At 71.8% G+C, this 12,353-nt stretch carries 10 protein-coding genes; 2 read left to right on the top strand and 8 right to left on the bottom strand.

The window, feature by feature from the left end; genetic code table 11:
- Positions 1-60: 60 nt before the first annotated feature.
- The 6 genes from uvrB to QMF98_RS08115 form a co-directional block, all read right to left on the bottom strand.
- Complete coding sequence (uvrB, locus tag QMF98_RS08140; protein WP_337975470.1) at positions 61-2,166, bottom strand: excinuclease ABC subunit UvrB; 2,106 nt, start codon at positions 2,164-2,166, stop codon at positions 61-63.
- Between the two features lie 78 nt (positions 2,167-2,244).
- The gene (locus QMF98_RS08135; RefSeq protein ID WP_337975469.1) at positions 2,245-2,598 is read right to left on the bottom strand and encodes a hypothetical protein; all 354 of its coding nucleotides are present in this window, start codon (positions 2,596-2,598) and stop codon (positions 2,245-2,247) included.
- Between the two features lie 241 nt (positions 2,599-2,839).
- Positions 2,840-3,805: a polysaccharide deacetylase family protein gene (locus tag QMF98_RS08130; protein ID WP_337975468.1), complete on the bottom strand. Its 966-nt coding sequence runs from the start codon at positions 3,803-3,805 to the stop codon at positions 2,840-2,842.
- 118 nt (positions 3,806-3,923) lie between these two features.
- Positions 3,924-4,577: a dephospho-CoA kinase gene (coaE, locus tag QMF98_RS08125; protein WP_337975467.1), complete on the bottom strand. Its 654-nt coding sequence runs from the start codon at positions 4,575-4,577 to the stop codon at positions 3,924-3,926.
- Between the two features lie 154 nt (positions 4,578-4,731).
- Complete coding sequence (rpsA, locus tag QMF98_RS08120; protein ID WP_337975466.1) at positions 4,732-6,204, bottom strand: 30S ribosomal protein S1; 1,473 nt, start codon at positions 6,202-6,204, stop codon at positions 4,732-4,734.
- Positions 6,205-6,410: 206 nt separating this feature from the next.
- Positions 6,411-7,436 (bottom strand): 6-phosphofructokinase, encoded by a 1,026-nt coding sequence (locus tag QMF98_RS08115; RefSeq protein ID WP_291757532.1) that lies wholly within the window; start codon positions 7,434-7,436, stop codon positions 6,411-6,413.
- Between the two features lie 140 nt (positions 7,437-7,576).
- On the opposite strand from QMF98_RS08115, the gene QMF98_RS08110 reads away from it, so the two are divergent.
- The gene (locus tag QMF98_RS08110) at positions 7,577-8,401 is read left to right on the top strand and encodes a class I SAM-dependent methyltransferase (RefSeq protein WP_337975465.1); all 825 of its coding nucleotides are present in this window, start codon (positions 7,577-7,579) and stop codon (positions 8,399-8,401) included.
- A 63-nt stretch (positions 8,402-8,464) separates the two neighbouring features.
- On the opposite strand, the gene polA is transcribed toward QMF98_RS08110, so the two are convergent.
- A complete protein-coding gene (polA, locus tag QMF98_RS08105; RefSeq protein ID WP_337975464.1) occupies positions 8,465-11,224 on the bottom strand; it encodes a DNA polymerase I in 2,760 nt (919 codons plus the stop codon).
- On the opposite strand from polA, the gene QMF98_RS08100 reads away from it, so the two are divergent.
- Positions 11,223-11,615 carry a hotdog fold thioesterase gene (locus tag QMF98_RS08100; protein WP_337975463.1) on the top strand — a complete coding sequence of 131 codons (393 nt, stop codon included), beginning with the start codon at positions 11,223-11,225 and terminating at the stop codon, positions 11,613-11,615. The genes polA and QMF98_RS08100 overlap by 2 nt on opposite strands.
- Here QMF98_RS08100 and QMF98_RS08095 read toward each other — a convergent pair.
- On the bottom strand, positions 11,531-12,244 hold the full coding sequence (locus QMF98_RS08095) for a GNAT family N-acetyltransferase (protein ID WP_337975462.1): 714 nt from the start codon (positions 12,242-12,244) through the stop codon (positions 11,531-11,533). The genes QMF98_RS08100 and QMF98_RS08095 overlap by 85 nt on opposite strands.
- Positions 12,245-12,353 lie beyond the last annotated feature (109 nt).

Genomic DNA, 12,353 nt, shown 5'->3' with positions numbered 1-12,353 from the left:
CCGCCGGCCGCCGGCGCCGCGCGGGTCGACCCGGCGCTGCCCTCCGGGGCTGGGCGGGGGTCAGGCGGTGGCGGCCTGCATCTGCCGCAGCTCCTTCTTCAGTCCGGAGATCTCGTCGCGCAGCCGGGCCGCGAGCTCGAACTGCAGCTCGGCGGCGGCCGCGTGCATCTGGTCGGTGAGGTCCTGGATCAGCTCCGCCAGCTCCCCGGCTGCCGCACCGACGAGCTTCGTGCGCTCGTCCTGCGGTCCGCGTCGGGACCCGAAGCCAGGCACCGGTGCCTTGCCGCGACTGGCCTGCCGTCCGGCCCCGCCCAGCAGCTCGGCGGTGTCGGCGTCCTCGCGCGCGAGCAGGTCGGTGATGTCGTTGATGCGCTTGCGCAGCGGGGTCGGGTCGATCCCGTGCTCCCGGTTGTAGGCCACCTGCTTCTCGCGCCGGCGGTTCGTCTCGTCGATCGCGGTGGCCATCCCGGCCGTGATGCGGTCGGCGTACATGTGCACCTCGCCGGACACGTTGCGCGCGGCACGGCCGATCGTCTGGATCAACGAGGTGGCCGAGCGCAGGAAGCCCTCCTTGTCCGCATCGAGGATGGCGACCAGCGACACCTCCGGCAGGTCGAGGCCCTCGCGCAGCAGGTTGATGCCGACCAGCACGTCGAACTCCCCGAGCCGCAGCTCGCGCAGCAGCTCGACGCGGCGCAGGGTGTCGACCTCCGAGTGCAGGTAGCGCACCCGGACGCCCTTCTCCAGGAGGTAGTCGGTCAGGTCCTCCGCCATCTTCTTGGTCAGCGTGGTGACCAGGACGCGCTCGTCGCGGTCGACCCGGTCACGGATCTCCGCGAGCAGGTCGTCGATCTGTCCCTTCGTGGGCTTGACCACCACCTGCGGATCCACCAGGCCGGTGGGCCGGATGATCTGCTCCACCACGCCGTCGGACATCGACAGCTCGTAGCTGCCCGGCGTCGCGGAGAGGTAGACGGTCTGCCCGATGCGCTCGACGAACTCCTCCCAGCGCAGCGGCCGGTTGTCCACCGCAGACGGCAGGCGGAACCCGAAGTCCACCAGTGCGCGCTTGCGCGACATGTCGCCCTCGAACATCGCGCCGATCTGCGGCACCGTCACGTGCGACTCGTCGATCACCAGGAGGAAGTCCTCCGGGAAGTAGTCGAGGAGCGTGTTCGGCGCGGAGCCGGGTGCCCGCCCGTCGATGTGCCGCGAGTAGTTCTCGATCCCGGAGCAGGAGCCGATCTGGCGCATCATCTCGAGGTCGTAGGTGGTGCGCATCCGAAGCCGCTGCGCCTCGAGGAGCTTGTTCTGCCGCTCCATCTCGGCAAGCCGGTGCTCGAGCTCGGACTCGATGCCGGTGATGGCGCGCTCCATGCGCTCCGGACCGGCGACGTAGTGCGTCGCGGGGAACACGTGCACCTGCTGCTCGGAACGGACCACGTCGCCGGTCAGGGGGTGCAGCGTGGCGATCGCCTCGATCTCGTCCCCGAAGAACTCGATCCGGACCGCAAGCTCCTCGTACACCGGGATGATCTCCACGGTGTCCCCGCGGACCCGGAACGTCCCTCGGGTGAACGCCATGTCGTTGCGCGTGTACTGCATGGTGACGAACCGGCGCAGCAGCTGGTCCCGGTCCACCTGGTCGCCGACGTTGAGCGTCACCATGCGGTCGACGTACTCCTGCGGCGTACCGAGCCCGTAGATGCAGCTGACGGTCGCCACCACGACGACGTCACGGCGGGTGAGCAGGGAGCTGGTCGCCGAGTGGCGCAGCCGCTCCACCTCGTCGTTGATCGACGAGTCCTTCTCGATGTAGGTGTCCGTCTGCGCGATGTACGCCTCGGGCTGGTAGTAGTCGTAGTACGAGACGAAGTACTCGACGGCGTTGTTGGGCAGCAGCTCGCGAAACTCCGTGGCCAGCTGTGCCGCGAGGGTCTTGTTGGGCGCCATCACCAGCGTCGGCCGCTGCACCTGCTCGATCAGCCACGCCGTCGTGGCGGACTTGCCGGTGCCGGTGGCGCCGAGCAGCACCACGTCCTTCTCCCCCGCCTTGAGGCGGCGGGTCAGCTCGGCGATCGCGGTCGGCTGGTCGCCGCTAGGGGTGTACTCGGAGATCACCTCGAACGGCGCGACCGTCCGCTGCAGGTCGGTGACGGGACGCATGCGTCCACCGTACGTCGGGCCACCGACACGGTCGCCGACGGCCCTGACCGGGACCGCCGGCCCGAGCGGCCCGCGGTGTCAGCGGCCGCTGGTGAACGAGACCACCGAGTAGATGTCGTCCGCCTGCACCATCGCCGCGAAGCGCTCCATGAACGCCTGGTACGCGGAGAACCCGATCAGCCGTCGGTTGGCCACCGGCACCAGGCCCCCGACGCCGGAGTCCTTCACCGTGAAGGACTCGATCGCCGACCGAGCCGTCACCCGGCCCGCCGCGCGTTCGGCCTCGACCCGGAACCGCATGATCTCGCCGGCCTCCGGCCGGGCCAGGTCGCGCATCAGGAAGTCGACGCGGACCGGCGTCCGCGGACCGACCGTCACCCAGCCCCGGTCGTCCTCGATGCCGCGCGCACCGGCGGTCGCCAGCTCCAGCATGCGCGGGACATCGATCGACGCGGAGGCGACGGACACCGATGCCTTGGACTGCCACGGCCGAGCCGCCCAGCCTCTGGTCCCCACCGACGACAAGGCCACACCGCCTTCCGTTCACGTGCGGCCCGTTGCGGGCCGGAGAGGCGTCCTCGCCTCCTCGACTTCTTATCGGACGTTCGGTCCGAAGACTTGCGCCCGATCGCGCATCAGATTGGCAGATCGACCCGTCCGCGCCAAGGTCCGTTCATCGGTGGGCGTACACGGCTCCGGCAGCGGGGGCGCCGAGCAGCTGCGGGACGGTGACCAGGGTGAACCCGCGCGCTCGGAGCGCATCCACCAGGCCGGGCACCGCATCGACCGTCGACGGGTGGATGTCGTGCATCAGGATGATCGCCCCCGGGTGCGCACCGGCAAGAGCCCGCTCGGTGGTGACACCGGCGTCACGGTTCTTCCAGTCCTCCGTGTCGACGTCCCAGAGCACCGCCGCCATCCCGCGGCTCCCGAAGGCCTGCGTGACCGACGGCGACAGGGAGCCGTAGGGAGGCCGCGCCAGGGTCGGAGCTGGTGCACCCTCCGCGACGATGGCCTGCGACGTGCTGTCGAGCTCCGCCGCGACCGCCTCGTCGCTCAGGCTGGGGAGCATCGCGTGGTCCCAGGTGTGGTTGCCGACCACGTGTCCCGCGGCGACCTCGCGCGCCACCGCGCCGGGCTCCCTCGCGATCTGCCGACCGACGACGAAGAAGGTGGCGTGCACGCCGCGGGCCGCCAGCTCGTCGAGCAGCCTCCCCGTGTCCGGACCCGGCCCGTCGTCGAACGTGAGGGCGACGCATGCCAGCGCTGCGCAGTCCGGCGCTGCGGCCGCCGCCGCCGCTGGCGCCGGAGGTGGCTGGGGTGCAGCCGTGGGCGCCGGTGCGGGCGGCGCCTCGGTGGTCGACGACGTGTCGCCTCCCGACCCGCCGGCCGCGCGCCCGTCGTCCACGACCGCGTGCCGCTCGTCCGCGACCGCCGCCGGACCGGTGGGGGCAGCGGAGCGTGGCAGGGCGGCCAGCCGCTCGGTGCCCAGCGCACCCGACGGGACGTCGTGCGCCTCCACGCCGCTACGTTCCACGTGCGCCGGAGGCTCCTCGCGCAGCGCCACGGCGGACGTACCGAGGGCCAGCGAGAGGAGCACGGACAGCGAAGCCGTCGCGAGCGCTGCGCCCCGCCGCATCCTGCACCACCCCACGTCCCGCCGATGTCCGGGGCGACGCTAGCGGTGCGCGTGGTCGAGCCGGTGGACCCGTCGTGCGCGTGTCGGGCGCCACCGCCGGGGTAGCCGTGGGCGGCGTCTAGCGCCGGCGGTGCTCCTCGGCGGACGCCAGGTCCGCGTCCCGTTCGGCGGTTCGCTCCTGTGCGAGACGGGACCACAGGAGGTCCACCTGACGTCGCAGCTCGTCGTCGGTGCCCGTCCCGTCCAGCACGACGTCGGCGGCAGCGAGCCGCGCGTCGTCGTCGGCCTGCGCGGCAACCCGTGCCCGCGCCTCCGCCTCCGGCATGCCGCGGCCGTCGACGAGCCGGCTGACCCGCTGCTCCTGCGGCGCATGCACCACGACGACCATGCCGAAGGTCTCGGCCTGGCCCGTCTCCACCAGGAGAGGGATGTCGTGGACGACGACCGCGTCCGGGTCGATCGCCGCCGCAGCCGCCTCGCGCTCGGCCGCGAGCCGCCGGACCTGAGGGTGCAGCAGCGCCTCGAGCCGCCGCCGAGCCTCCGTGTCTGCGAAGACTCGCGCCGCCAGAGCGGCCCGGTCCAGGCTGCCGTCCGCCGCGAGCACCTCCGGGCCGAACGTCTCGACGACCTGCTCCAGACCGAGCGTCCCTGGCGCGACCACCTCGCGCGCCAGGGCGTCGGCGTCGATCAGCACCGCGCCCAGCTCGATGAAGCGCCGCGCCGCGACGGACTTGCCTGCCGCGATCCCGCCGGTGAGCCCGATCCTCTGCATCAGCCCATCGTGCCCTGCCGCGGCGCTCGATGCGCCTCCTCGGCGTGCTCTCCCCGAGCGGAGCCTGCCGTCGAGGCCCACCACGGCACGGTGGAGACGCCGACGGCCGGCCACCCCGAGAGGTGACCGGCCGTCGATCGACCGCAGGACCGGGTCAGTTGCCGGTCAGCTTCTCCCGCAGAGCGGCGAGCGCCTCGTCCGAGGCCAGCGTGCCGGTCGCCTCGTCGGTGGCCGACGAGTACGACGTCGGGACTGCACCGGAGGTCGACTCGCCGCCGGTCGCCGCCTCCGCGTCGGCCGCAGCAGCTGCCGCGACCTGCTTGCGGTGCGCCTCCCAGCGGTCGTGAGCGGCCGCGTACTGGGCCTCCCACGCCTCGCGCTGAGCCTCGTAGCCCTCGAGCCACTCGGACGTCGTCGGGTCGAAGCCCTCGGGGTACTTGTAGTTGCCCTGCTCGTCGTACTCCGCCGCCATGCCGTACAGCGCCGGGTCGAAGTCCTCCGAGGTGGGGTCGAAGCCCTCGTTGGCCTGCTTGAGCGACAGCGAGATGCGCCGGCGCTCCAGGTCGATGTCGATGACCTTGACGAACACGTCGTCGCCGACCTGCACGACCTGCTCCGGGATCTCCACGTGGCGCACGGCCAGCTCGGAGATGTGCACCAGGCCCTCGATGCCGTCCTCGACGCGCACGAACGCACCGAACGGGACCAGCTTGGTGACCTTGCCGGGCACGACCTGGCCGATCGCGTGCGTGCGGGCGAACGCCTGCCACGGGTCCTCCTGCGTCGCCTTCAGCGACAGGGAGACACGCTCGCGGTCGAAGTCGACGTCGAGAACCTCGACCGTGACCTCCTGGCCCACCTCGACGACCTCGGACGGGTGGTCGATGTGCTTCCAGGACAGCTCGGAGACGTGCACGAGACCGTCCACGCCGCCCAGGTCGACGAACGCACCGAAGTTGACGATCGAGGACACGACACCCGGCCGGACCTGGCCCTTCTGCAGCGTCTGCAGGAAGGTCGAGCGGACCTCCGACTGCGTCTGCTCGAGCCACGCGCGACGCGACAGGACCACGTTGTTGCGGTTCTTGTCGAGCTCGATGATCTTGGCCTCGATCTCCTTGCCGACGTACGGCTGGAGGTCGCGCACCCGGCGCATCTCGACGAGCGACGCGGGCAGGAAGCCGCGCAGGCCGATGTCGAGGATCAGGCCACCCTTGACCACCTCGATGACGGTGCCCGTGACGACGCCGTCCTCCTCCTTGATCTTCTCGATCGTGCCCCAGGCGCGCTCGTACTGGGCGCGCTTCTTGGACAGGATCAGACGACCCTCCTTGTCCTCCTTCTGGAGGACAAGGGCCTCGACCTCGTCGCCGACCTTGACGACCTCACCGGGGTCCACGTCGTGCTTGATGGACAGCTCGCGGGAGGGGATGACGCCCTCGGTCTTGTAGCCGATGTCGAGAAGGACCTCGTCACGGTCGACCTTGACGATCACGCCTTCGACGATGTCGCCGTCGTTGAAGTACTTGATGGTGGCGTCGATCGCCGCCATGAAGTCCTCGGCCGTGCCGATGTCGTTGACCGCGACCTGCTGCGAGGTGGGCTTCGCGGGGGTGGAGATGCTCATGTAGGGGTGGGCTCCGATGCGGACAGGGAGTAGTTCGGACAGATGGATGGTGATGTGGTGGTAACCGCCGACCGCCACCGAACCTTCCCCCGCACCGGTTGAGCCGGTCGGAGGGCACGTGGGCGCGCGGCACCGCCGTCCACCCTATCGGTGGACGGCGGTGCCAGCCAAGTCGCGGTCGGTGCCGCGCGACGCGGCTCGGCCGTTCAGGCGAGCGCCCGCGCCACCGCCAGCATCTGGTCGGGCACGTACTTCACCTTGCCGGCGATGTCCGCGATCGGCACCAGGTCCACCCGCTCGCCGTGGATGGCCGTCATCACGTCCGACCGCCCCTCGGTGGCGGCGTCGATCGCTGCCACGCCGAAGCGGGACGCGAGGATCCGGTCGAACGCCGTCGGGATGCCCCCACGCTGCACGTGCCCGAGCACCGTCACACGCGTGTCGAAGCCCGTGCGGGTCTCGATCTCGGACTTCAGTCGCTCACCGATGGCGCCGGCGACGATCTCGCCGAACTTGCCGACCTCGGTCTCGTAGTGCATGGCCGTGCCCGGTGCAGGGACCGCACCCTCGGCCGCGACGACGATGGAGAAGCTGGCGTGCGCCCGGTGCCGGTGCTTCAGGAAACGGGTGACCTTCTCGATGTCGAAGGGCTCCTCCGGGGCCAGCACCAGCTCGGCGCCGCCGGCGATGCCCGACGTCACGGCGATCCACCCGGCGTGCCGACCCATCACCTCGACGATCATCACGCGGTTGTGGCTCTCCGCGGTGGTGTGGATGCGGTCGACAGCCTCGGTCGCGATCGTCACCGCGGTGTCGAAGCCGATCGAGTAGTCCGTTCCCCAGACGTCGTTGTCGATGGTCTTGGGGATGCCGATCACGTTGATGCCGGCCTCGGAGATCTTGCTCGCGGCGTCCAGCGTGCCGTCGCCACCGATGCAGATCAGCGCGTCGATGCGCTCCGCCTCGAGGGTCGTGAGCACCGCCTCGACGCCGCCCTCGTTGCGGTGCGGGTGAAAGCGTGCGGTGCCGAGCAGCGTGCCGCCCGTCGCCAGCACGTTCCTGATGTCCTGGCGGCCGAGCGGCTGCACGTCGCCGTCCGCCACGCCCTTCCAGCCGTTGCGGAAGCCCACGATCGTGTGGCCGTGCTCCCCCTCGCCACGCTTGACGACCGCGCGGATCGCGGCGTTGAGGCCCGGGACGTCGCCGCCCCCGGTCAGCAGTCCGACTCGCACCTGACGTACTCCTTCGTTGTCCGGTCCACCCCAGCTGATCTGCGGGGCACGCCGTCGGGCTCGCCGCGCGTCCAGCGTAGTCAGAGGTGGAACGGCACCGGCCGGACCGTCGTCCCAGGCGCGCCCGGCAGGATGGGGCCATGGCGGCGACGGAGGACGACGAGCTCGCGGAGGCCGGGTACCGAGACGTCCCCGAAGAGGAGGGCGGCCGGGCGTCGCGCCGCTGGTGGGACGCGAATGCCGAGGAGTACCTCCAGGAGCACGGCGACTTCCTGGGCGCCGCGGACTTCGTCTGGTGCCCGGAGGGCCTGCGAGAGGCCGACCGCCACCTGCTGGGCGAGCTCGAGCCGGCGTCGTCGCGCGTGCTCGAGGTCGGTGCCGGAGCCGCGCAGTGCTCCCGGTGGCTCACGAACCGAGGGGTCGAGGTGGTGGCGACCGACGTGTCGGCCGGGATGCTCCGGGCCGCGGCGGTGCTGGACCGCGCCTGCGGCATCCGGGTCCCGACCGCCCAGGCGGACGCCCGTGCACTGCCCTTCCCCGACGCGAGCTTCGACGTCGCCTTCACGTCGTTCGGGGCGCTGCCCTTCGTCCCCGATCCAGGCAGGGTGCACGCCGAGGTGGCGCGCGTGCTGCGACCGGGTGGGCGGTGGGTGTTCAGCACCACCCACCCGCTGCGGTGGCCCTTCCCCGACGACCCCGGGATCGGCGGGCTCACCGCCACGCGGTCGTACTTCGACCGCCGGCCGTACGTCGAGACGGCTTCCAGCGGCCGCGTGCTCTACACCGAGTACCACCGGACGTTGGGCGAGCTGGTCGCCGACGTCCTGGCTGCCGGGCTCGTGCTGGACGGGCTGCTCGAACCAGAGTGGCCGGCCGGGCACACCCGGACGTGGGGCGGTTGGGGACCGGTACGGGGCGCCCAGCTTCCCGGGACCCTGATCGTCAGCGCCCACCGACCGGACTGACCCCGCTCGACGAGTGGTGCGGCCGAGCGGCCGTGGCGCCGCGTGCCGTGGCCTGCCGACGGGTCAGTGACCGGCCTCGTGCCAGCTGGAACCCGTACCGACCGAGACGTCGAGCGGCACCTCGAGAGGGCCGCCCGGCACCCGGTCCCCTGCCGCGCCCATCTGCTCGCGGACGAGGGACTCCAGCTCCTGCTCCTCGCCCGGCGCGACCTCCAGCACCAGCTCGTCGTGGACCTGGAGCAGCAGACGGGACCGCAGCCCGCGTCGGGTGAGCTCGCGGTCCACGCCGAGCATGGCGATCTTGATCAGGTCGGCCGCGCTGCCCTGGATCGGTGCGTTGAGGGCCATCCGTTCCGCGGCGTCGCGCCTGGCTCGGTTGTCGCTCGACAGGTCGGGCAGGTACCGACGCCGCCCGAGGATCGTGGCCGTGTACCCGGTGGCGCGAGCCTCGTCGACCACGCCGGTCAGGTAGTCACGGACCCCCCCGAACCGGGAGAAGTAGTCGGCCATCAGCGCCGACGCCTCCGAGACGTCGATCGACAGCTGCTGCGACAGGCCGTACGAGGAGAGCCCGTACGCCAGGCCGTAGCTCATCGCCTTGATCTTGGACCGCATCGCCGGCGTCACCTGGTCGGTGGGAACCGAGAACACGTGCGAGGCGACGTAGCTGTGCAGGTCCTCGCCGCTGCGGAACGCCTCGATCAGCCCCTCGTCACCCGAGAGGTGCGCCATGATCCGCATCTCGATCTGCGAGTAGTCCGCCGTCAGGAGCGTGGCGAACGGGTCCGTCACCACGAAGGCCCGGCGGATCTGCCGTCCTGCCTCGGTGCGGATGGGGATGTTCTGCAGGTTCGGGTCCGCGGAGGACAGCCGGCCGGTCGCGGCGATGGTCTGCTGGAACGTCGTGTGGATGCGTGAGTCGGGTGCGACCGACCGCAGCAGCCCCTCGACCGTCTGGCGCAGCCGGATGGCGTCCCGGTGCGCCAGCAGGTGCTCGAGGAACGGGTGCTGGGTCCGCGCGAACAGGTCGGTCAGCGCCGCGGCGTCGGTGGTGTACCCGGTCTTGATCTTCTTGGTCCGCGGCATGCCGAGCTGGTCGAACAGCACCTCCTGCAGCTGCTTCGGCGAGCCGAGGTTCACCTCGCGACCGATCACCGCGTACGCGTCCGCGGCCGCGGCCTGCACCTGGTGGTCAAACTCGCGCTCGAGGCCGGACAGGTACTCGCCGTCCACGCCGATGCCGGTCCGTTCCATCCGGCTGAGCACCGCCTGCAGCGGCAGCTCCACGTCGTCGAGCAGTCGACGCGCACCGCGGTCCACCAGCTCGGCTCCGAGCACGTCGGTCAGGTCGCGCACGGCGGCGGCCCGCACGGCCGCCCGGCGGCCCTCGCCGGCACCGTCGAGGGCCAGGTCCAGGGACCCCTGAGCGCCGGACGCCCCGTCGTCGGAACCGAGCTCACGCCGCAGGTAGCCGATCGCGAGGTCGGGGAGGTCGTAGGCGCGCCGGTCCGGCTGGCACAGGTACGCCGCCAGCTCGGTGTCGAACACCACCCCGGCCAGAGGCAGACCCCGACCCATCAGCGCGTGCCACGACTCCTTGGCGCCGTGCAGGGACTTGGGCGCCTCCGGGTCCGCCAGCCAGGTCGCCAGTGCGGCCTCGTCCGCGGGGTCGATCTCCGCGAGGTCGAACGCGACCGCCTCCCCCGCCGCGTCGGCGAGCGCGACGCCCCAGGCGTCGCCGCCCGCCGGCGCACCGGAGCCGCGGACGTCCACCCCGAGCACCTGACCGGCGCGGTCCGTCAGCCAGGTCCCGAGACCGCCGGCTCCGACCGACACGAGGTCCAGCGCTCCGCCGGCGGCCGGCGCCTCCTGCGGGCGCTCGTCCGGGAGCATGGCGAACAGGCGGTCGCGCAGAGTCCGGAACTCGAGCTCGTCGAGGATCGTGTGGAGCGCCTGACGGTCCCAGGGGCGTACGGCGAGGTCCTCGGGGCCGAGCGGCAGGTCGAGGTCGTCCACCAGCCGGTTCAGGCGCCGGTTCAGCTGCACCTGCTCGAGGTTGGCACGCAGCGACTCACCGGCCTTGCCCGGGATGGTGTCCGCGACGGCGACGACCCCGTCGAGACCGCCGTAGCCGAGAACCCACTTGGCCGCTGTCTTGGGGCCCACCCCCGGCACGCCGGGCAGGTTGTCGCTCGTCTCTCCCACCAGCGCCGCGAGGTCCGGGTACAGGTGCGGCGGCAGGCCGTACCGCTCCTCCACGGCCTCGGGCGTCATGCGGCTCAGCTCGGAGACGCCGCGCACCGGGTACAGCACCGTGACGTGCGGGCCGACCAGCTGGAACGAGTCCCGGTCGCCGGAGCAGATCAGCACGTCCATGTCCTGGTCGCGACCCTGGGACGCCAGGGTGGCCAGCACGTCGTCAGCCTCGAAGCCGGCCTTCTCCAGGACCTGGATGTGCAGCGTGTCGAGCAGCCTCCGGATGATGCCCACCTGGCCCCGGAACGGCTCGGGGCTCGCGTCCCGGTTCGCCTTGTACTGCTCGTACGTCTCGGAGCGGAACGTGGTCCGACCAACGTCGAACGCGACGGCGACGTGCGTGGGGACCTCGTCGCGCAGCAGGTTGGCGAGCATCGAGGTGAACCCGAACACCGCGTTGGTCGGCTGACCGGTCGACGTGGCGAACTTGTCCACGGGGAGCGCGAAGAAGGCCCGGTAGGCCATCGAGTGACCGTCGATCAGCAGGAGCCGCGGACGAGGCCCGGAGCCGGGGGTGGACACGGTCGCTGGCTGCGTCTGGCTCACGGGTGCCAACCTATCTGCCATGTCCGACACCGCCTCGACCGCCGGAACCCTCCTCGAACGCATGGGCATCGAGGTGACCCGGGTGACCGCCGAGCGCGCCGAGGGACGCATGCCCGTCGCCGGCAACACCCAGCCGTTCGGGCTGCTGCACGGTGGCGCCTCCGCGGTGCTCGCCGAGACGCTCGCCTCGTTCGCCGCGCAGCGGCACGCCGGGGAAGGCCGCACGACCGTGGGGATCGAGCTGAACGCCACGCACCATCGCTCGGCCCGTGAGGGCTGGGTGCACGCGGTGGCGACCGCCGTCCACCTGGGTCGGTCGCTGGCGACCTACGAGGTGACGGTGGACGACGACGGCGGACGACGGCTCTGCACCGCCCGGGTGACCTGCATGCTGATCGACATCCGCGACTGACGGGCGCCGTGGGTGCCGGTCGCCGCCACGGGGGCGAGCGGGTCCTCCTCCCGCGCACGGGCCTGGCGGCGACGGGCGATCAGGTCCTCGAGACCGTGCCGTGAGGGTCGCCGTCCGGCGCCGGCCGACGTGACCGGGTCCTGGGTCAGGCGCCGCGCGAGAGCGGCCGTCGTGACGACGCGATGGGCGGCGGCCGGGGCGAAACCCGCCTGCGCGAGGAACCTGTGCATGCCGCGGGCTCCCGGCAGCGGGGACGCGAACACCTCGAGCGCGCCGGCCTGGTCGGCGATGTCGACCGCAGCCAGCAGCAGCGCGTGGCCCAGTCCGCGACGACGAGCGCTCGGGCGCACGTACAGCGACTCGAGGGTGAGGACGACGGCGTCGGTGAACGGTCCAGGGCCGACGATGCGCGCCAGCAGGAGGCCGTCGACCCTCTCGTCGAGCGTCGCGACGACGATGACGCCGCCCGGGGCGTTGAGCAGCATCAACAGCTGCTCGCGCAGCCGTACCGGGTCATCCGTGCAGAGCTGCGCGCCGACCATGAGCTCCGCCCGCGCCTCCAGGCACAGGCTGACGAGCTCGGTGACGTCCTCGACGCGGGCTGTTCTGGTCAGGACACCTGGACGCACGGCTGCTCGTACCTCCTCGCAGGGACCGGCTCTGGCCACGGCTCACTGTGCCCCCGCGGTGCGCCTCGACGATCATGGACCACTGTCCACCTGGAGGGCCAGTCCCACT

Source organism: Cellulomonas sp. NTE-D12 (genome assembly GCF_027923705.1).
GTDB lineage: Bacteria > Actinomycetota > Actinomycetes > Actinomycetales > Cellulomonadaceae > Cellulomonas.
Note: the sequence above shows the minus strand (reverse complement) of the source record. Positions and strands in the feature narration are given on the sequence as shown.

Excerpts from the sequence above, each read along its gene's own strand:
- QMF98_RS08110 (WP_337975465.1), top strand. The coding sequence starts at position 7,577 with ATGGCGGCGACGGAGGACGACGAGCTCGCGGAGGCCGGGTACCGAGAC.
- rpsA (WP_337975466.1), bottom strand. The coding sequence starts at position 6,204 with ATGAGCATCTCCACCCCCGCGAAGCCCACCTCGCAGCAGGTCGCGGTC.
- QMF98_RS08100 (WP_337975463.1), top strand. The coding sequence starts at position 11,223 with ATGTCCGACACCGCCTCGACCGCCGGAACCCTCCTCGAACGCATGGGC.
- coaE (WP_337975467.1), bottom strand. The coding sequence starts at position 4,577 with ATGCAGAGGATCGGGCTCACCGGCGGGATCGCGGCAGGCAAGTCCGTC.
- uvrB (WP_337975470.1), bottom strand. The coding sequence starts at position 2,166 with ATGCGTCCCGTCACCGACCTGCAGCGGACGGTCGCGCCGTTCGAGGTG.
- polA (WP_337975464.1), bottom strand. The coding sequence starts at position 11,224 with ATGGCAGATAGGTTGGCACCCGTGAGCCAGACGCAGCCAGCGACCGTG.
- QMF98_RS08130 (WP_337975468.1), bottom strand. The coding sequence starts at position 3,805 with ATGCGGCGGGGCGCAGCGCTCGCGACGGCTTCGCTGTCCGTGCTCCTC.
- QMF98_RS08135 (WP_337975469.1), bottom strand. The coding sequence starts at position 2,598 with ATGCTGGAGCTGGCGACCGCCGGTGCGCGCGGCATCGAGGACGACCGG.